Origin of the sequence: Marinobacter suaedae, from assembly GCF_030519635.1 — a bacterium.
Lineage (GTDB): Bacteria > Pseudomonadota > Gammaproteobacteria > Pseudomonadales > Oleiphilaceae > Marinobacter > Marinobacter suaedae.
The window spans coordinates 833,613-852,668 of record NZ_JAUMIS010000001.1; the positions used below are offsets into that span (position 1 = coordinate 833,613).

At 57.5% G+C, this 19,056-nt stretch carries 15 protein-coding genes; 4 read left to right on the forward strand and 11 right to left on the reverse strand.

Going from position 1 to position 19,056, the window contains the following annotated elements:
* Window positions 1-10: 10 nt before the first annotated feature.
* The 3 genes from QVZ43_RS03880 to QVZ43_RS03890 all read right to left on the reverse strand — a co-directional run bounded on the left by QVZ43_RS03880 (window position 11) and on the right by QVZ43_RS03890 (window position 3,398).
* Window positions 11-1,099 (reverse strand): polyamine ABC transporter substrate-binding protein, encoded by a 1,089-nt coding sequence (locus QVZ43_RS03880; RefSeq protein ID WP_302908944.1) that lies wholly within the window; start codon window positions 1,097-1,099, stop codon window positions 11-13.
* A gap of 188 nt (window positions 1,100-1,287) precedes the next feature.
* Complete coding sequence (locus QVZ43_RS03885) at window positions 1,288-2,637, reverse strand: glutamine synthetase family protein (protein ID WP_302908945.1); 1,350 nt, start codon at window positions 2,635-2,637, stop codon at window positions 1,288-1,290.
* 5 nt (window positions 2,638-2,642) lie between these two features.
* A complete protein-coding gene (locus tag QVZ43_RS03890) occupies window positions 2,643-3,398 on the reverse strand; it encodes a gamma-glutamyl-gamma-aminobutyrate hydrolase family protein (protein WP_302908946.1) in 756 nt (251 codons plus the stop codon).
* 284 nt (window positions 3,399-3,682) lie between these two features.
* Between QVZ43_RS03890 and QVZ43_RS03895 the strand changes: the two genes are divergently transcribed.
* Together QVZ43_RS03895 and QVZ43_RS03900 are read left to right on the forward strand one after the other, a co-directional pair.
* Window positions 3,683-5,041 (forward strand): glutamine synthetase family protein, encoded by a 1,359-nt coding sequence (locus tag QVZ43_RS03895; protein WP_223794471.1) that lies wholly within the window; start codon window positions 3,683-3,685, stop codon window positions 5,039-5,041.
* Window positions 5,034-6,440: an NAD(P)/FAD-dependent oxidoreductase gene (locus QVZ43_RS03900; RefSeq protein WP_302908947.1), complete on the forward strand. Its 1,407-nt coding sequence runs from the start codon at window positions 5,034-5,036 to the stop codon at window positions 6,438-6,440. The genes QVZ43_RS03895 and QVZ43_RS03900 overlap by 8 nt, the downstream gene beginning before the upstream one ends.
* 67 nt (window positions 6,441-6,507) lie before the next feature.
* Here QVZ43_RS03900 and QVZ43_RS03905 read toward each other — a convergent pair whose 3' ends face one another.
* The 6 genes from QVZ43_RS03905 to aptA all read right to left on the reverse strand — a co-directional run bounded on the left by QVZ43_RS03905 (window position 6,508) and on the right by aptA (window position 12,872).
* Window positions 6,508-7,608, reverse strand: coding sequence for a polyamine ABC transporter substrate-binding protein (locus QVZ43_RS03905; protein ID WP_223794473.1), 1,101 nt, complete (start codon window positions 7,606-7,608; stop codon window positions 6,508-6,510).
* A 142-nt stretch (window positions 7,609-7,750) separates the two neighbouring features.
* A complete protein-coding gene (locus QVZ43_RS03910) occupies window positions 7,751-8,239 on the reverse strand; it encodes a GNAT family N-acetyltransferase (RefSeq protein WP_302908948.1) in 489 nt (162 codons plus the stop codon).
* Between the two features lie 15 nt (window positions 8,240-8,254).
* Window positions 8,255-9,541 carry an NAD(P)/FAD-dependent oxidoreductase gene (locus QVZ43_RS03915; protein ID WP_302908949.1) on the reverse strand — a complete coding sequence of 429 codons (1,287 nt, stop codon included), beginning with the start codon at window positions 9,539-9,541 and terminating at the stop codon, window positions 8,255-8,257.
* A gap of 6 nt (window positions 9,542-9,547) precedes the next feature.
* Window positions 9,548-9,907 carry a cupin domain-containing protein gene (locus tag QVZ43_RS03920; protein WP_223794476.1) on the reverse strand — a complete coding sequence of 120 codons (360 nt, stop codon included), beginning with the start codon at window positions 9,905-9,907 and terminating at the stop codon, window positions 9,548-9,550.
* 91 nt (window positions 9,908-9,998) lie between these two features.
* Window positions 9,999-11,489: a CoA-acylating methylmalonate-semialdehyde dehydrogenase gene (locus QVZ43_RS03925; protein WP_302908950.1), complete on the reverse strand. Its 1,491-nt coding sequence runs from the start codon at window positions 11,487-11,489 to the stop codon at window positions 9,999-10,001.
* A 66-nt stretch (window positions 11,490-11,555) separates the two neighbouring features.
* A complete protein-coding gene (gene aptA / locus QVZ43_RS03930; RefSeq protein ID WP_302908951.1) occupies window positions 11,556-12,872 on the reverse strand; it encodes an omega-aminotransferase AptA in 1,317 nt (438 codons plus the stop codon).
* A 249-nt stretch (window positions 12,873-13,121) separates the two neighbouring features.
* On the opposite strand from aptA, the gene QVZ43_RS03935 reads away from it, so the two are divergent.
* Window positions 13,122-14,615 carry an aldehyde dehydrogenase gene (locus QVZ43_RS03935; RefSeq protein WP_223794479.1) on the forward strand — a complete coding sequence of 498 codons (1,494 nt, stop codon included), beginning with the start codon at window positions 13,122-13,124 and terminating at the stop codon, window positions 14,613-14,615.
* Window positions 14,616-14,719: 104 nt separating this feature from the next.
* On the forward strand, window positions 14,720-16,009 hold the full coding sequence (locus tag QVZ43_RS03940; protein WP_302908952.1) for an NAD(P)/FAD-dependent oxidoreductase: 1,290 nt from the start codon (window positions 14,720-14,722) through the stop codon (window positions 16,007-16,009).
* 197 nt (window positions 16,010-16,206) lie between these two features.
* Here QVZ43_RS03940 and astB read toward each other — a convergent pair whose 3' ends face one another.
* Together astB and astD are read right to left on the reverse strand one after the other, a co-directional pair.
* On the reverse strand, window positions 16,207-17,547 hold the full coding sequence (gene astB, locus QVZ43_RS03945) for an N-succinylarginine dihydrolase (RefSeq protein WP_302908953.1): 1,341 nt from the start codon (window positions 17,545-17,547) through the stop codon (window positions 16,207-16,209).
* Between the two features lie 16 nt (window positions 17,548-17,563).
* On the reverse strand, window positions 17,564-19,042 hold the full coding sequence (gene astD, locus QVZ43_RS03950) for a succinylglutamate-semialdehyde dehydrogenase (protein WP_263283021.1): 1,479 nt from the start codon (window positions 19,040-19,042) through the stop codon (window positions 17,564-17,566).
* Window positions 19,043-19,056: the final 14 nt, after the last annotated feature.

Consider the following 19,056-nt stretch of genomic DNA (forward strand, 5'->3'; position numbering starts at 1 on the left):
GCACAGATGCTTAGTCAGATTTGACCGAAGTCCAGGTACGCGTCATGTAACGATTGATTTTCTCTGGCAGAACTTCAAACGTGAACAGCTTGGTACCTTCGGCCGGGTAAATACCTGGATTGGCCAGGATTTCCGGGTCGATGAACTCCTTGGCCGCTTCGTTCGGGGAGCCGTACCAGACATAGTTGGTAATGTCGGCGCCGATCTGGGCGTCCAGAACGAAGTTGATGAACTCGTGTGCCTCGTCGACATTGTTGGCGTCTTTCGGAATCGCCATCATGTCGGACCACATCGCCGTACCTTCCTTCGGAATGTAGTAAGCGATTTCAACACCATTTTCGGCTTCTTCTGCACGTGCCATGGCCTGGAACACGTCACCGCTCCAGCCGATGGCCAGACAGATGTCGCCATTGGCCAGGTCAGAGATGTAGCGAGAGCTGTGGAAGTAAGTGATGCTCGGCTTGATGGACTTCATCAGCTCGCCGGCTTTGTCGTAATCCGCACGATCCTTTGAGTTGGGGTCCAGCCCCAGGTAGGACAGGGCCAGAGGCAGGACTTCACCCGGCGAGTCGAGGACAGCGATGCCACAGTCGGCCAGCTTTGACGCGTACTCCGGGTTGAAGAACAGGTCCCAGCTGTCGGTCGGTGCATCTTCACCCAGGGCTTCTTCAACCTTGGCAACGTTGTAACCGATACCGGTGGTACCCCACTGGTAAGGAACACCGTACTGGTTGCCCTTGTCGTAGTTTTCCAGGTTGGCCAGCAGCTCGTCGCTCAGGTTGTCCCAGTTGGGGATCTTGGACTTGTCGAGCTTCTGGTAGGCGCCAGCAATAACGTGGCGAGCCAGGTAGTCGGATGTGGGTACCACAACATCGTAGCCGGACTGACCGGACAGGACCTTGGCTTCCAGTACTTCGTTGGAGTCAAAGACGTCGTAGGTCACTTTGATGCCGGTGGCGGCTTCAAATTTTTCGATGGTGTCTTCGGCGATGTAGTCGGACCAGTTGTAGACGCGAACAACGCGATCGTCAGCTATGGCAGCTGAGGCGACGGTGCTTGCGACAGCTAACCCGAGAATGGGCTTCATTACTGCTTTCATTGTGCATCTCACCTTTATTGGTTTTTTACTGTCTGGGCACTGATGTGCTTGTTTTTCCCAGTCGATAGTTCGGCGCAACGAGTTGGGTCGAACTAATTCGCTTCCGGCAGCGGTGCCACATCCCCTGCCTTTTTTATCGTTAATAACCGCTAACGCCCGGATGCGTTCAACCGCATCCGGGTCATGGATCAGACGGTGGAGAGCAGGTACTGACGCTCCCAGGAACTGATCACTTTCTTGAACCCTTCGTATTCCGCCCAACGGGTGGCCACGTAACCATCGACGAAGTCGTTACCGAGGATCTCGCGGATTTCTTCGCAATTGCTCATGTTCTCCAGGGCAGCCTCGAGGTTCCATGGCATGGTATCGTCGGCTTCATTGCCCATGCGACCGGTCGCCGGCGTTCTGGGCTTCACTTCGTTGATCATGCCCAGGTAGCCACACAGCAGGTTCGCTGCCAGCGCCAGGTACGGGTTGACGTCGGAGCCCGGCAGGCGGTTTTCGACACGACGCGCGGCAGGCGGCGCATCGGGTACCCGCAGGCCAACCGTGCGGTTCTCTTCAGCCCACTCGATATTCACCGGTGAGTTGCCATCGGCACCCGGCAGGTAACGGCGATAGCTGTTCACGTTCGGTGCCAGCATCGGCATGACGCTCGGAATATAGGCCTGAAGGCCACCGATGTAGTGATGGAACAGTGTCGATGCGGTGCCGTCCTTATTGGAGAACAGGTTGTGGCCGGATTTCGCATCGACCAGCGACTGGTGCACGTGCATGGAACTGCCAGGCTCACCGGAAACCGGTTTGGCCATAAAGGTGGCATTCATCTTGTGCTTCAGGGCGGCTTCGCGAACCAGACGCTTGAAGATAAACACCTGGTCGGCCAGCTTCAGTGCATCGCCGTGGCGGAAGTTGAACTCCAGCTGGGCGGCCCCTTCTTCATGAATCAGGGTGTCAATGTCCAGGCCCATGTCCTCGGCCCAGTCATAGATATCTTCAACGATCGGATCAAACTCGTTGGCGGCATCGATGCTAAAGCTCTGACGCCCGCTCTCCTGGCGACCACTGCGGCCGTAGGGAGGCTCCAGAGGGATATCCGGATCCGTGCAGCGCTTGGTCAGATAAAACTCCACTTCCGGCGCAACAATCGGCTGCCAGCCTTTCTCTTCATACAGATTGAGAATCTTCTTCAGGACCGCCCGCGGTGAGAGCTCCATCAGGTTACCCATGGAGTCGTGGCAATCATGAATGATCTGCGCAGAGGGTTCTGCGGCCCAGGGAATGGTAAAGGGAACACCGTCCGGGCGCAGCAACATATCAATGTCACGTGGATCGAGCAGTCTGTAGAAAACGTCATCGTCGGGATAATCACCCGTCGCGGTCTGCAGCAAAATACTCTCGGGCAGACGAATACCGCCTTCCGCCAGGAACTTGTCCGTCGGCATGATCTTGCCGCGGGCGATTCCGGTCTGGTCCGGCGTGATGCATTCGATCTCAGTAATCTTGTGCTCGGTTAACCACTTCTTAAGTTCTTCCATACATCCTACTTTGACTGTCGCGCACGACACGCATCGCCAAAGGCCTCGAAGATTAGCTTTTGTTCTTGGTTTTCCATGACTTTCCATTCCGGATGCCACTGCACGGCCAGGCCAAAGGACAGGGCGTCGATGGAAAGGGCTTCAATGAGTCCATCCGGGGCATTCGCCTCCACGGACAGACCAGCTCCCAGGCGGTTAATGCCCTGGGAGTGAAGCGAATTCACGTTCATGGACGGACGGTCGACGATGCGCTCCAGCAGGCCGCCGGACACAACGTCGACCTGATGTGCGGCGGCATACTGCTCTGGAAGAGAAAGCGACTTGTCTTCCCGGTGATCGTTCAGCCCGTCAACGTCCTGCACTGCCTGGTGCAAGGACCCGCCCAACGCCACATTAATATCCTGGAAACCACGGCAGACACCGAACAGGGGCAGATCCGACGCAATCACTGCGTCGATCAGCGCCTTCGCCAACGCATCTCGACGGGTGTCGTAGCGGTAAGGAAGGTCGATTCGGGATTCGCCGTACAGGGAGGGCTCGGCCATTGAATAGGAGCCGGTCAGGAAGATGCCATCCAGGCGGCTAAGATAATCGGTGACCTGAACATCTGGCAATAAGGAAGGCAGAATGACCGGCACCACGCCAGACGCCTGCGCCAGTGCGCTGAGATATTTGTCGCCCGCGGTGTGAAACACATGCGGATCAATCGTCTGGGTGTCGCTGACGACCCCAACCAGCGGTTTTCGATTTAAATTCATCATTGTAGGCTGCACTCAAATCTTGAACACCCTCAGCATACACAACCATAAATTATTTTAAACACCAATTTCGTCTTTTTGTTGAAAAAACGGTTACACGTGCAGAATACTGAATTCGCCTGCCCCATTATTGGGCGACCAGTCCCCATTTTGTGCATTATATTGATCGAAAGGTGTGGGTTTTGTTTGAACTCACCCAGAAATGGCGTTAACTTATGTTCAATATATAGATCACTTGTAACGCAAGCATGCGCAGCCAGGCTGCGGAATAACACGGGCCGAACTCTATGACTGAGAATGAAGTCTCTGCTTTTTTAAAACGTTATCCGAAGGTCACCACCATCGAGCTGCTGATCAGTGACCTCAATGGGGTTCTGCGCGGAAAGCGAATCGAACGCAATCTGCTGGAAAAGGTAGCCACCAAGGGCTTCTATCTGCCCGGCTCCGTGATGTCTCTGGACGCCACCGGAACCACCGTGGAAGAGGCAGGCCTGGGCGTGAACGTTGGCGATCGCGATCAGAAATGCTGCCTGATTCCGGAAACCCTGGCCATCGTTCCCTGGATTGAGGACGGCAGTCGTGCGCAGGCACTGTGCACCATGGTTGATGACAACGATGAACCGTTCTTCAGCGACCCCCGCCAGATTCTCTGTAACGCCCTGGAACGTTTTGACGAACTGAACTATCAGGTGGGCTTTGCCGCCGAACTGGAATTTTACCTGGTGGATATCGACCGGGATGCCGACGGCCGGTTACAGCCACCGGCATCGTCGAAGACCGGTCGCCGTATGGGCTCCTGTCAAGTTTACTCCATTGACGATCTGAACGAGTACGATGCCTTTATCCAGGATGTCATCCAGACGGCCCGGGCCCAGGACATTCCGGCTGACACCGTAATTGCCGAGTACGCACCCGGTCAGTTCGAGGTGAATCTGCACCACTCGGACAACATCGTACGGTCTGTTGATCATGCCATTCTGCTCAAGCGGGTTATCCGTCATGTTGCCAAGCGGCACGGAATGGAAGCCACCTTTATGGCAAAACCCTATATCGAAGAATCGGGCAACGGCCTGCACATGCACCTGAGCCTGATGCAGGATGGGAAGAACATCCTGGCCGCGGACAACCCGGTGAACAATCCGACCATGCGTCATCTGGTCGCAGGCCTGTTGAGCATGGCCGACAGCACCCAGGCGTTCATGGCCCCGAACATCAACAGCTACCGGCGCCTGGCACCGGGTGCCTTCGCGCCGACCGCCAAAAACTGGGGCTACGATAACCGCACGGTCGCGTTGCGCATCCCCTCCGGCGGCAAAGCAGCCACCCGCATTGAACATCGCATGGCAGGCGCCGACGCCAACCCCTACCTGGTGGCAACAGCGTTGATTGCCGGTGTGGCCGAAGGTATCCGCCATCGGATGGAACCGCCCGAACCGGTCACCGGCAATGCCTACGATCAGACACATCCGCACGTGGCCGACAACCTTCGTGATGCCTTGCGCAACATGGAAAAAGACGTACGCGTCGCGGACTGGTTCGGCGAATCCTTTGTGAAGGTCTATAAAACCTGCAAATGGCACGACCTGCACCTGTTTGAACAACAGGTCACTCAGATGGAGTACGATCTGCTCCTGGGTTATGCCTGAGTCAACAGCGGTTCCCCAGAACCTTCTCTGGTGGCAGGGGCTGCCGGAACCCGAGTCCGCAGCCCCCTGCCCCGACCTGCAGTCTCTAGATGCCGCCATCGTCGGTGACGGCTTCACCGGTCTCTGGACCGCCTACTTTCTCAAGCAACTGCGTCCGACGTGGCGCATCGCCATTTTTGAACAGCACTACGTGGGCTATGGTGCCTCCGGGCGCAATGGTGGCTGGCTGATTGGCGGCATGGCCGGCCAGGAGGACTGGCTTGGCAGCCTACCGGACAGTCAGCGGCAGCAAAGCCAACAGCTCCTGTATGGCATTGTTGAGAGCGTTCGCGCTGTCTGTGATGCCCATCAGATCGATTGCGACTTCAACCACGCCGGCGTACTGTACGCCGCCGCACGCTACCCCGAACAAGCCCACTCGGCCCATGCCTGGCTGAAAGCGATTCAGGCCAGCGGACAGCCGGAGTCAGCCTTCCACTGGCTAGCCAAACCGGACGCAGAAAACCTTCTGCACATGCCCGATCTCTATGGCGGCCTGTACTCACCCCACTGTGCCACGATCAACCCGGTGAAACTCTGCCTGGGATTGGCTTCCACCCTGAGGGAGATGGGCGTTCAGATTGTTGAACGGGCACGGGTTGAAGAAGTATCGAACCGACGTGTGACGGTGAACTCCCAACCCCTTCGGTGTGGCCACATTGTGCTGGCCAGCGAAGCCTTTCCTCCTGCCTGGCACCCGCTGTCCAGAAAGCGATTGCCGGTTTACTCCAATGTGATTGCGACCCGGAGCCTGTCGGACCACGAATGGCAGCAGACCGTCAAGAAACCGGGACTCGCCTTCAGTGACCTGTGCCGGAGCATTACCTATGGCCAGCGAAGCCAGGGTGGTCACATGGTGTTTGGCGCGCGAGGTGGCTATCAGTTTGGTGCCAAAGCACGGTTTGAATTCACACAGAACGACCCGGCTTTCCGTGCACCGACCACCTTCCTCCAGCGTTTGTTCCCCAGCCTGACCGAACAGGACATCCAGTACCGCTGGGCCGGCTCGCTGGCCATGAGCAGAGGCTTCCGACCTTTCGCAGGATTCGATAAAGACAGCGGCATTGCCTATGCCGGCGGCTATGGTGGTGAAGGCGTTGGTGCCTCACACCTGTTTGGACAGACGCTGGCCGAGCTGATCACAGAGACCGGCAGCGTCTTTACTGAACAGCCCTGGGTGATTCGGGGTAACCCCAGCCAACTAAAAAACTGGGAAGCCGAACCGATGCCCTGGCTGGGTTATCACACCCTCGGACGACTGTTCGCGCTGGAAGACTGGCTGTGCCATGAGAAGAAACTGCCGTGGCTGCATAAGCCCCTCAACACGCTGAGTCGTTTCGCGAGCGGACTGATCAGCTAACCCCCAGAAATAAGAAAGCCGGTAACACGTCTGTGCTACCGGCTTTTTTGTCAGAACTTAAACCTGATCAGTTACCAGATTTAATGGTCTGCCAGGAGCGCGTCACGATGCGATCGATCTTGCGCGGCAAAACCTTGAACGTGTAAAGCTTTGCTTCGACTTCCGGGGTTGGGTAAATGCTCGGGTCACCCGTCACTTCCTCATCGATCAGCGGCGTGGAAGCGCTGTTGCCGTTGGCGTACCAGACGTAGTTGGAAACGCCGGCAATGACTTCGGCATCCATCAGGTAGTTAATCAGCTGGTGAGCTTCGTCTACGTTGGAGGCATCCGCCGGGATGGTCAGCATATCGAACCACATGCCTGCGCCTTCTTTCGGAATGGTGTACGCCACTTCAACACCGTTAGCCGCCTCTTCTGCACGCGTGGCAGCCTGAAGAATGTCACCACTCCAGCCCACGGCAACACAGATGTCACCATTCGCGAGATCGGAAATGAAGCGAGAGCTGTGGAAGTACGTAATGTGCGGCGCCAGCTCGCTCAGCAATGCTTCGGATTTCTCATAGTCTTTCGGGTTTTCGGAGTTCGGATCCAGCCCCAGGTAGTGCAGCGCGGCGGGAATAACTTCCGCCGGCGCGTCCAGGAACGCAACACCACAGCTGTTGAGCTTGGCCAGGTTCTCCGGCTTGAACACAAGATCCCATGAGTCGGTCGGTGCATCTTCGCCCAGCACCTCGGCCACCTTTTCAGGGTTATAACCGATACCGGTGGTACCCCACAGGTAAGGGACGGAGTACTGGTTGCCCGGATCGATGGTTTCGATCACTTTCATGATCACCGGGTTGAGATTATCCCAGTTGGTGAGCTTGCTCTTATCCAGCTTCTGATACGCGCCAGCGGTGATCTGTTTGCCCATGAACGACGCAGAAGGCACAACCACATCATAACCGGATGAACCGGCCAGCAGCTTCGCCTCCAGAACCTCGTTGCTGTCAAATACATCGTACTTGACATTGATTCCGGTTTTCTCGGTAAACCCGGGCAGGGTTTCCTCAGCGATGTAATCGGACCAGTTGTAAAAATTAACGTTACCCGCTGCCATGGCGTTGCCAGCCATCGTTACGCCGAGCAGTGACGTGGTGGCCAGTGTGGTGAGTTTCTGTTTCAACATGCTTTTACGTTCCTTTTTTTAATAATTTATAGATCGTTGCTGTTGGCGAGTACGTCCCTGCGTTTCTCTTTTTTTATGAAAACGATGGTGTCCGTGCCATCGCCTGGGTTCAGACAAAAAAAATCAGGGCCAAAGCCCTGATTTAGAGTGTCATGATCATCTGTACAGCGCGGGCTCCATAGCCTTTTTCCGCCGCCACAGGGGTCGTGATTTCAAACCCCCGGTGCTGCCAGTAATCCTGGGAATCGTTCACGGCCACCAGAGCAAGGGTTGTCAGGTTTTCTCGTCGAACCTGTTCTATTAATGCCTGCCAAAGCAACCTTGAAAGCCTCCTCCCTCGGGCGCTCGGTGCGAGTGCCATGTCGTGGATATACATAACATTACCGCCAACGGCTGGCAATGGCTGGTCGAGCGCTGGCACCTCCGTTGTGCTTCGCCAGCGATGGGCGAGCAGATAGCCCTGAACCTCGCCGCCACCATCCACGACCACCCAGCAAGTGTCGGGTGACAGCTGCTGCTTATGACGCAGAACCGCAATATCTTCATGCAGGTCGTCGGGGTAAGACTGCCATTGAATCTTATCAATGGCAGTCCAATCTGAGTCTTGAATTGCGCGCACTACAGCTGTCACAACCTGCACTCCACCTTAAATACCGAGCTTGTCGCGCAGCCCGTAATAAACTGCACCAATCGCGGTATAAGGAGCCCGGAACAGACGCCCGCCAGGGAACGGGAAGTGCTTCAGCTGCCCGAAGGCATCGAATCGCTCAGCCTGGCCTTTCAGAGCTTCTGCAACGAGACGACCGGCCAGATGCGTGGTGGTCACACCGTGTCCGGAGTATCCCTGCGCGTAGAAGATCTTGGGTGTCAGACGGCCAAACTGCGGCAAGCGGCTCATGGTCAGCAGGAAGTCGCCACCCCAGGCATAGTCAAACTTCACGCCTTTGAGCTGCGGGAAGGTTTTTTCCAGATGTCCACGCACAAAGCGCTCGATCGACGCCGGATCGCCTCCACCGTAGGTCACACCGCCACCGTACAGCAGTCGGTTATCCCCGGTGACACGGTAGTAATCGAGCTTGTAGTTGCAGTCTTCGACACAGTGGCCGCCCGGAATGAGTGACTTCGCCACCGACTCGTCAAGCACTTCGGTGGTGACGATCTGGGTGCCACAGGGCATGGCCTTGGCGTCAAGCTCCGGAACCAGCCCACCCATGTAGGCGTTGCCAGCCAGCAGAACATAGTCGGCAGTTACCTGGCCGGTCTCGGTCTTGACCACAGGACGTTCGCTGCGCACCAGGTCGACCACTTTGGAATCTTCGAACACTTGGCCACCCAGGCTTTCAAACGCAGCCACTTCGCCCAGCAACAGGTTCAGCGGATGAATATGCCCGCCGGTATGATCAAGCAGGCCGCCGAGGTAGGCATCACTGGCAATGTGCTTGCGAATGCCGTCGGCATCCAGCAGTTCCAGGTTGCTGTGACCGAAGCGCTCCCAGAGTTTTTTCTGTTCGCTCAGTTCATGCATCTGGCGCTTGTTGAACGCGGCGAAAATGCCACCCGGCTTGTAGTCGCACTGAATGTTATATTTTTCGATGCGTTCGCGGATGATGTTGCCGCCTTCAAACGCCATGTCACCCAGCGCCTTGCCAAGCTCTGCGCCATAGTTGTTTTCGATGGTGTCGATGTCACGACTGTAGCTGTTAACCAGCTGACCACCATTGCGACCGCTGGCTCCAAAGCCGATACGTGCCGCTTCCAGAACCACGACTTTGAAACCGGCTTCCGCCAGGTGCAGGGCCGATGAAATCCCGGTAAATCCGCCGCCGACAATACAGACATCGGCTTCGATGGCTTCGTTTAGCGCCGGACGATCGGTCTTGTCGTTACGTGTGGCGGCGTAATAGGAGCCCGTATGTTCGGTGCGTTGTGTCATAGTCAATCAGGCCTCGTAAACGACATAGATTTTCTTGCAGTACGAAGGCACTGACCAGGTGCCCTCGAACCCGGCAGGCATGACAAACTGATCCCCTGCCTTCACGGTTTTCTGATGGCCGTCTTTGTCGGAAATGACGGATTCGCCTTCCAGAATCAGACAGAATTCGTTTTCGCTGTAGCTGACGGTCCATTCGCCGGCCTGAGAGTCCCAGGTGCCGACGTGGAACTTCTCATCGCCTGACGAGAAACAGTTCCAGACATTCTGCTCGGGTTTTCCGGAGAGAATTTTGCCGGCGTCCGGCAGGAAGTTTTCAGCATCGATGCCAGTGGTTGCGACATCGACGATGCCAGAGATTAGGCTCATAACCAGTCCTGTTCTTTATGGCTAACGGAGAGTCTGATGATGAAACGCAGAAAAGGTCACCCCCGACCCTGTCAGGGGTGACCTTTTCATCTTATTTCATAGTCGGCATCACGAATTCTGCGGTACCGATATCGCCTTCCGGCCAGCGTGCTGTCACGGCCTTGCGGCGGGTATAGAATTTCACGCCTTCCGGACCATGCATGTGATGACCACCGAAGAGTGAACGCTTCCAGCCACCGAAGGAGTGGAACGCCATGGGGACCGGAATCGGCACGTTCACACCAACCATGCCCACCTGAATGTCGTGGGTGAACTTGCGCGCCACGGAACCGCTGCGGGTAAAGATGGAGGTGCCGTTGCCGTATTCGTGATCGTTAATCAGCTTTGCGGCCGTCGCGTAGTCATCCACACGCACCACACACAGAACCGGGCCGAAAATCTCTTCCTGATAGATGGTCATGTCCGGGGTAACGTTATCGAACAGGCAACCACCCAGGAAGTAACCTTCCTCACAGCCGTCAACGACCAGATTACGGCCATCGACAACGAGTGTGGCGCCCTGCTCCACACCGGCGTCAACATAGCCCTTAACCTTCTCATAGTGCTCTTTGCTGATCAGCGGGCCCATATCCAGGCCGTGGTTTTCACCGTTGCCGATCTTCAGGCCACGGGCTTTCGCCGCCAGCTTGTCGACCAGCTCGTCGGCAATATCACCCACCGCTACGGCCACGGAAATGGCCATGCAGCGTTCACCCGCCGAACCGTAGGCGGCCCCGGTCAGTGCGTTAACGGCCGCGTCGATGTCGGCATCCGGCATCACGATCATGTGGTTTTTCGCACCACCCAGAGCCTGCACACGCTTGCCGTGGCTGCTTGCAGTGCTGTAGATGTATTCGGCAATCGGCGTGGAGCCAACGAAGGAAACCGCTTCAATATCCTGATGGCTCAGGAGAACGTCCACCGCTTCCTTGTCGCCGTTAACCACGTTGAACACACCGTCGGGCAGACCGGCTTCTTTCAGCCACTCGGCGACGACCAGTGCCGCTGTCGGGTTCTTTTCAGACGGCTTCAGGACAAAAGTGTTACCGCAGGCAATCGCCACCGGCCACATCCACATCGGCACCATGGCCGGGAAGTTGAATGGCGTAATACCCGCCACAACACCCAGAGCCTGATTTACCGAGTAGGCATCGACACCGGTACCGACCTGTTCGGTGATTTCACCTTTCAGAATCGACGGTGCACCACAGGCAAACTCAACCACTTCCATACCGCGGATAATTTCGCCCTTGGCATCTTCAAAGACCTTGCCATGCTCGGCGGTGACGATCTTGGCCAGTTCATCGATGCGCTCTTCCAGCATCATCTTGAAGCGGAACAGGATGCGCGAGCGAACCAGCGGGCTGGTATTGGACCAGGCCGGGAACGCGGCTTTCGCCGACGCGATGGCCTGCTCAACTTCACCGGCAGAGGCCAGTGATACGTTCGCAGTCTGTGCGCCCAGGGCTGGATTGAATACCGGCGCGTGCCGTTCACTGGCGGACGTCAGCTCTCCGTTAATAAAGTGGTTGATCGTTTTCATAATTCTCCTGATGTCCGGACGATTCCGGATTCTCACTCTCTTTTACTGGTTAAAAAATTCGGGTGATCAATACAGCGCCTTGATGCCATTTCGCAGGGCCGTAATGGCTTCATCGATATGCTCTTTCTCGACGATGAGCGGAGGCGACATGGCAAGAATGTCCATGGTGTAGCGAACCATCACGTTGCCTTTCCAGAAGCAGTGTTCGAATACGTCGTAGCCACGCTGCCCCGGTTTGTCGCCGGTGTGGAATTCAATGCCACCGACCAGGCCGTAATTGCGGATGTCCTTGACCACATCAAACTCTTTCAGACTGTGCAACTGTTCCTGCCAGTACTCGCCCAGCTCATAAGCCTTGTTGAACAGGTTTTCCCGCTCATAAATATCGAGGGTGGCCAGCGCTGCTGCGCAGGCAACCGGATGCGCGGAATAGGTGTAGCCGTGGAACAACTCAATGGCTTCTTCCGGGCCGGTCATAAACGCATCATGAATGTCGTTACTGACAAACACCGCGCCCATCGGAATCGCTCCGTTGGTGAGGCCTTTGGCCGAGGTCATCAGGTCCGGCGTGATGTCGAAATGGGTGGAGGCGAAGGCGCCGCCGATGCGACCAAAGCCAGTGATGACTTCATCAAAGATCAGCAGGATGCCGTGCTTGCGGGTGATGTCGCGCAGACGCTGCAGATAGCCCTTGGGTGGAATCCACACACCGCCGGAACCGGCAATCGGCTCAACAATAACCGCGGCGATGGTTTCCGCGCCGTGCAGGGCAATGATGCCTTCCAGCTCATCGGCCAGGTTGGCTCCCACCTCTGGCTGGCCTTTGGTGAACTCAGTGCCCGGAGTCCAGGCATGCTTCAGATGATCCACGCCAGTCAGCAGTGAGCCAAACGCCCGACGGTTGTTCACCAGACCGCCCACGGAGATGCCACCGAAGCCGGTGCCGTGATACCCCTTTTCCCGACCGATAAGACGCGTCCGACCGGAATCCCCTTTTGCCCGGTGATACGCCAGAGCAATTTTCAGCGCAGTATCCACCGACTCGGAACCGGAGTTACAGAAGAAGACATGATCCATGCCTTCCGGCGACAACTTGGTCAGACGCTCAGCCAGTTCAAAGGCCATCGGATGGCAGAGCTGGAACGTCGGTGCAAAGTCCAGATTCTGAACCTGACGACTGACGGCTTCCGAGATCTGCGTGCGACCATGCCCGGCGTTCACACACCAGAGACCGGCGGTGCTGTCGAGTACGGAACGCCCGTCCGGCGTTTTGTAGTACATACCTTCGGCAGACTCGAACATCCGGGGATTGGCTTTGAATTGACGGTTTGCCGTGAACGGCATCCAGAAAGAGTCCATGGAGGGGGCTGAAGTCATACTCATTTCGTGCACCTGCTGTGTTTTTACATGCCGTGTTCTTTTTTTTGAACGATTTGACCCGAGTGTATGTTAAATAAAATAAACATCAACCCTAACCCCGACCTAAACGTCAAAAAAACTGAATTTTATTGTGAGATAAGCGGTCATTTTCAGCTTAATGTTGAATTATGTTCAATATATTGAAACAACCCCCCGAATTGCAGTATGTTGGCGACTGCTCTTATTTAAACAATGCAACAGTCGAGGCATGACATGGCAGAAAAGCACACCTTCGAACACTGGCAATCCCTAGCGGCAAGCCTCGAACCCGAGGGTCGCGCCTATATAAATGGCCATTATGTTGATGCGCTGGGCGGCGAAACCTTTGATACCGTCTCCCCAATCGACAATCGCGTACTGGCCAAGGTTGCATCCTGCCAGGAAGCGGATGTGAACGTCGCTGTGGAAGCCGCGCGTGACGCGTTCAACCGTGGTGTCTGGAGCGAACTGGCGCCAGCCAAGCGCAAATCGGTGTTGCTCAAGTGGGCCGATCTGATCGCGGCCAACGCCGACGAGCTGGCGCTGCTGGAAACGCTGGACATGGGCAAGCCCATTGGCGACTCCCGCGCTGTGGACGTTAACGCCACCGTGCGCGCCCTGCGCTGGACTGCGGAAGCCATCGACAAGCTGTACGACGAAATCGCACCGACCCCGCACGACCAGCTGGGCATGATTACCCGCGAGGCCGTTGGCGTGGTAGCGGCCATCGTACCCTGGAACTTCCCGATGATTATGGCGACCTGGAAGTTTGCGCCCGCGCTGGCCATGGGTAACTCCTTCATTCTGAAGCCTTCGGAAAAATCGCCGCTGACCGCCCTGCGCCTGGCGCAGCTGGCAACCGAAGCTGGTATTCCGGACGGTGTGTTCAACGTTCTGCCCGGTTTCGGGCACACGGCCGGTAAAGCACTGGCCTTGCATATGGACGTCGACACCCTTGCCTTTACCGGTTCAACCGCCATTGCCAAGCAGCTGATGATCTATGCCGGCGAGTCCAACATGAAACGGGTATGGACCGAAGCAGGCGGCAAGTCGGCCAACATTGTCTTCGCCGATGCGGACCTGGATGCCGCAGCAGCCGGTGCCGCCGGTGGCATCTGCTTCAACGCCGGCGAAGTCTGCACCGCCGGTTCCCGCTTGCTGGTGGAAGAAAGCGTGGCCGACGAGTTCATGGAGAAGGTGCGCGCACTGGTGGCGAAATGGCGCCCGGGGCACCCGCTGGACCCGAACACGAATGTCGGCGCGATTGTCGATAACGCGCAGATGGAGCGCGTACTGAGCTTCATCCAGATCGGTCAGAAGGAAGGCGCAAAGATGACCGTCGGCGGCCAGCAGGTCATGCCGGTGGAAGGCGGCCTGTTTGTCGAACCGACCGTGTTCGAAAACGTGAACAACGACATGACCATTGCCCGGGAAGAGATCTTCGGACCGGTTCTGTCGGTCATTCGCTTCAAGGATGAAGACGAGGCGCTGCAGATTGCCAACGACTCCATTTACGGGCTGGCTGCCGGCCTGTGGACCAACAATCTGTCACGTGCGCATCGGGTTGCCCGCAAACTGCGCGCAGGCTCCGTCTGGGTCAACGAATACGACCTTGGCGACATGACGGCACCGTTCGGTGGCTACAAGCAGTCCGGTAACGGCCGTGACAAGTCGCTGCACGCCTTCGAAAAATACAGCGAAGTGAAGGCCACCTGGTTCAAGCTCTGAACCACAGCGGATCGGGAGCAGGGTTTCGTGACCCCTGCCCCCGATTCACCGCTGCTGCCTCCCTGCCTTTATCCATTACCCGACAGTCAGAATAAGAAGCGCGCATGAGTGAACCAAGAACGGGCGCCTATTACACGGCGACCATCAAAGAAGATTCCAACTACCCACCATTGACCGGCGATATCCAGGTGGATGTTGCCATCGTCGGCGGTGGCTTTACTGGTGTAAACACCGCACTTGAGCTCTCCGAGCGTGGCTACAAAGTGGCTCTGGTCGAGGCGAACCGCATTGGCTGGGGCGCCACCGGGCGCAATGGCGGCCAGATTACCGGCTCGCTGTCCGGCGACGAAGCCATGCGCAAACAGATGCGCAAGACGCTGGGCAGTGAGGCTGAGGATTTTGTCTGGCAGCTGCGCTGGCGCGGGCACGACATTATCCGCAACCGGGTTGCGAAATATGATATCGACTGCGACCTGAAACACGGCCACCTGCATGCGGCCTATAAGCCGTCGCACATGAAAGAGCTGCAGGCCAGTTATGAGGAAGCCCTCAAGCGAGGAATGGGTGACGAGGTCACGCTGCTGGAGCGCGAAGATATTCCGGATTACCTGGAAACCGACATCTACCATGGCGCGCTCTACAACCGCAAAAACATGCACGTGCACTCACTTAACCTGGTGCTGGGCGAAGCACGGGCTGCGGTTCAGCTGGGTGCGCAAATCTTTGAACAGTCCAAAGTCATCGACATTGAGCATGGTGAAAAGCCGGTGGTTGTTACCGACGGAGGTCGGATCACGGCAAACCGTGTGGTGTTGGCGGGCAACGCCTATCACCGTCTGGAACGGCGAAAAATGAGCGGGAAGATCTTCCCGGCCGCCGGTGGCATCGTCGCGACAGCGCCGCTGTCTGACGAAGTCGCCCAGGCGATCAATCCGAAAGACCTGGCGGTGTACGACTGCCGTTTCGTGCTCGACTACTACCGCCTGACGGCGGACAAGCGTCTGCTGTTCGGTGGTGGCGCCAATTACAGCGGACGCGAAAGCCGCGACATCGAAGCGGAACTGCGCCCGGCACTGGAACGCACCTTCCCTCGACTGAAAGGCGTCGACATTGATTTTGCCTGGAGCGGCATGATGGGCATCGTTATCAACCGGATCCCGCAGCTCGGCAAGCTGTCAGAGAATGTGTTCTACGCCCAGGGCTATTCCGGTCACGGCATCGCCACATCACACATCGTGTCTGAAGTGATGGCCAAAGCCGTCGACGGACACCTGCAGGACTTCGATACCTTTGCGGCGTGCAGCCATATCCGGATTCCCGGCAGTGAATGGCTGGGCAATCAGTTTCTGGCCATCGGCATGTGGTACTACCGCCTGATGGAGACGCTGCGCTGAAACGCAGGCAGAGGAAGGACGGAGCCCGTTGGATTTGAGATTGAACAGGCTGCTCTGATCCCTAGCGAATCGGCCCCAGGGGGGCGGCATGAAAAACGAAGAGGCGAGGCAAGGGTTGGCGCAAACCGCGTCCCCCTTCCCTCGCCTCTTCACTTATCGGGCTCCCGACAGGATCTCCCTGATCAGGCAGAGGCGTCTCAGAGCTGGAAGTCGTAGATGGAACCGAGCCCCAGGATACCGGTCAGCTCGTCCAGCGCTTTGCGAACCTCGTCCAGCAGCATCGGATCCGCCAGGTCCTCACGAGTCAGTTGATCACGATAGTGAGCATTCACCCAGGCGGTCAGGCGCTCGTACAAGGCGTCCGTCAGCAAGACCCCCTGATGCATGGCTTTCAGTTCGTCGTCATTCAGCACCACACGCAGACGCAGACACGCCGGCCCACCGCCATTGCGCATGGACTGCTTGACGTCGAATACTTCTACCGCCGTGATCGGGCCACCGGACTGAACCAGCTGGTCCAGGTAGTTGCTCACCGACTTGACCTCGCGGCACTCGCCGGGCACGGCCAGCATCATGCCATCCGGCGTGTTCAGCAGCTGACTGTTGAACAGGTAGGACGCCACCGCATCCTGAATGGGCACCTCCGCACTGCTGACCTTGACGGCCTGAAGCTCGGTACCCTTCAGACGGGCCCGGATATCATCGAGAACTTTCTGCTCATCCAGGAACGCCATGTCGTGATAGAACAGCGTGTTGCCGTTACCCACCGCGATGACGTCGTTGTGGAAGACGCCAGCGTCAATGGCCTCCGGATTCTGCTGGGCAAACACCGCGTGGGCGTCAGACAGGCCGTGCAGGCGGGCAATCGCCTGAGAGGCCTCCAGGGTCTGGCGGGCCGGGAACTTCTTCGGCGCCGGAGCCTGTTCATTGAACGCCACCTGACCGTAGACAAACAGCTCCACACCCGGCTCACCATAGCCCCCGCACAGGCGGGTATGGTTGGCCGCACCTTCGTCACCGAAGTGACTGACCGACGGCAGCGCCGGATGATGGGCAAAGTAGGCGTCATCGGCAAAGATGGACTTCAGTGCGCGGCCCGTCACCACATGCTCGATCGAGCGGTGGAACTTGGCGCTCAGGTTTGCCGGCGTGAAGTGTACGCGACGGTCTTTGGTGTCGGCACTCGGCGACACCGTGGCCGCATTCGCCGTCCACATGGTGGAGGCTGAGGAAACCGCCGCCAGAATGGTCGGGCACTGCTTCGCCGCGTCTTCCAGTATTTTCTGGTCCGATCCCTCAAAGCCCAGGCCACGCAGGGTCGGGATGTGGGGCCGCTCGTGCGGCGGCAGAATGCCCTGCACGAAACCACGGTCCGCCAGCGCCTTCATTTTTGCCAGCCCCTGAAGCGCGGCTTCCTTGGGGTTGGACACCGCCGACTCGTTGGACTTGGACGCCACGTTACCCCAGGACAACCCGGCGTAGTTGTGAGTAGGTCCCACAAGGCCGTCAAAGTTCGCTTCTACTGCGTGCTTTACCATTGCTGGTAATCCCCTGTTACTTGTCGAAGTTCAGGCCGGGCGACAACGCCTCTGGCATTTCGGTCTTGGTCGCTTCTACCGAGGCCATCGGCCATGCGCAGTAGTCGGCTGCATAGTAGGCACTCGGGCGGTGGTTACCGCTGGCACCCACACCACCAAACGGTGCTGCGCTGCTGGCGCCGTTGGTCGGACGGTTCCAGTTCACGATACCGGCACGGATCTCTTCCACCATACGGTCGTAGAGTTTGCGGTCGTCACTCAGCAGACCAGCGGACAGGCCATAACGGGTGTTATTGGCCAGCTCCAGGGCTTCATCGAAGCTCTTGTAGCGGTATACCGTCAGCAGCGGGCCGAAATACTCCTGATCCGGCAGTTCAACGCCCGTGGCGTCGACGATACCCGGACTGAGCAGTCCGGTACCTTCTTTGAGCAATTTAACCTCAAGCAGAGATTTGCACCCTTTTTCCAGCATGCTGGCCTGGGCCTGAAGGATCGTCTGTGCGGCCTCCGGAGACACCACCGACCCCATGTACGGCTGAGGGTCTGCATCGAACTCACCCACGCGAATACGGCCGGCCAGCTCGATCAGGCGATCCAGGAATTCATCGCCCTTGGTTCCCTTGGGCACCATCAGGCGGCGGGCACAGGTGCAGCGCTGTCCGGCGGACAGAAAGGCCGACTGCAGGGTGTGATGAACCGCGCCATCGATATCAGACACGTGCTGCACGATCAGCGGGTTATTACCACCCATTTCCAGGGCCAGGATTTTCTCCGGCTGACCGCCAAACTGCTTATGCAGAATGTGGCCAACGTTGGAGCTGCCGGTAAAGAACAGGCCATCGATCATCGGATGCCCCGCCAGCGACTTACCGGTTTCCATGGCACCCTGAACCAGGTTAATCACGCCTTCCGGAATGCCGGCCTTTTCCCACAGTTTGATGGTCATTTCAGCTACGCCCGGCGTCTGCTCGCTGGGCTTGAACACCACGGTGTTACCCGCCAGCAACGCCGGAACAATGTGCCCGTTCGGCAGGTGTCCCGGGAAGTTGTAGGGGCCAAACACCGCGACCACGCCGTGCGGACGGTGACGCAGGATGGCGCGGCCACCCGGCGCTTCGTTTTCCGTATGGCCAGTGCGATCGTGATACGCCTTGACGGAAATCGCCACCTTGCCAATCATCGCCGCAACTTCAGTGCGGGATTCCCACAGCGGCTTGCCGGTTTCCAGGCCAATCTGATGGGCCAGTTCTTCCTTATGGGCCTCCAGCTGATCGCGGAACGCCTCGACAATGGCCTGGCGCTCTTCAAAGCTCTTTCGACGCCAGCCCAGGAAGGCTTTGCGTGCTTCGCGCACGGCGGCATCCACATCTTCCAGATTGGCGCTGTTGCCGTCCCAGACGGTTTCGCCGGTGACCGGCTGAATAGACTCAAACGGAGCCCCGTGGCCCTGCAACCAGAGACCATCGATGTAAAGCTCACCTGTCAGGTTTGCCATGAAAACGCACCTCC

Coding starts and splice junctions, on each gene's coding strand:
- QVZ43_RS03890 (WP_302908946.1), bottom strand. CDS start 3,398: ATGATGAATTTAAATCGAAAACCGCTGGTTGGGGTCGTCAGCGACACC.
- QVZ43_RS03885 (WP_302908945.1), bottom strand. CDS start 2,637: ATGGAAGAACTTAAGAAGTGGTTAACCGAGCACAAGATTACTGAGATC.
- QVZ43_RS03920 (WP_223794476.1), bottom strand. CDS start 9,907: ATGAGCCTAATCTCTGGCATCGTCGATGTCGCAACCACTGGCATCGAT.
- QVZ43_RS03895 (WP_223794471.1), top strand. CDS start 3,683: ATGACTGAGAATGAAGTCTCTGCTTTTTTAAAACGTTATCCGAAGGTC.
- QVZ43_RS03915 (WP_302908949.1), bottom strand. CDS start 9,541: ATGACACAACGCACCGAACATACGGGCTCCTATTACGCCGCCACACGT.
- QVZ43_RS03880 (WP_302908944.1), bottom strand. CDS start 1,099: ATGAAAGCAGTAATGAAGCCCATTCTCGGGTTAGCTGTCGCAAGCACC.
- QVZ43_RS03940 (WP_302908952.1), top strand. CDS start 14,720: ATGAGTGAACCAAGAACGGGCGCCTATTACACGGCGACCATCAAAGAA.
- QVZ43_RS03900 (WP_302908947.1), top strand. CDS start 5,034: ATGCCTGAGTCAACAGCGGTTCCCCAGAACCTTCTCTGGTGGCAGGGG.
- astB (WP_302908953.1), bottom strand. CDS start 17,547: ATGGTAAAGCACGCAGTAGAAGCGAACTTTGACGGCCTTGTGGGACCT.
- QVZ43_RS03905 (WP_223794473.1), bottom strand. CDS start 7,608: ATGTTGAAACAGAAACTCACCACACTGGCCACCACGTCACTGCTCGGC.
- astD (WP_263283021.1), bottom strand. CDS start 19,042: ATGGCAAACCTGACAGGTGAGCTTTACATCGATGGTCTCTGGTTGCAG.
- QVZ43_RS03935 (WP_223794479.1), top strand. CDS start 13,122: ATGGCAGAAAAGCACACCTTCGAACACTGGCAATCCCTAGCGGCAAGC.
- QVZ43_RS03925 (WP_302908950.1), bottom strand. CDS start 11,489: ATGAAAACGATCAACCACTTTATTAACGGAGAGCTGACGTCCGCCAGT.
- aptA (WP_302908951.1), bottom strand. CDS start 12,872: ATGAGTATGACTTCAGCCCCCTCCATGGACTCTTTCTGGATGCCGTTC.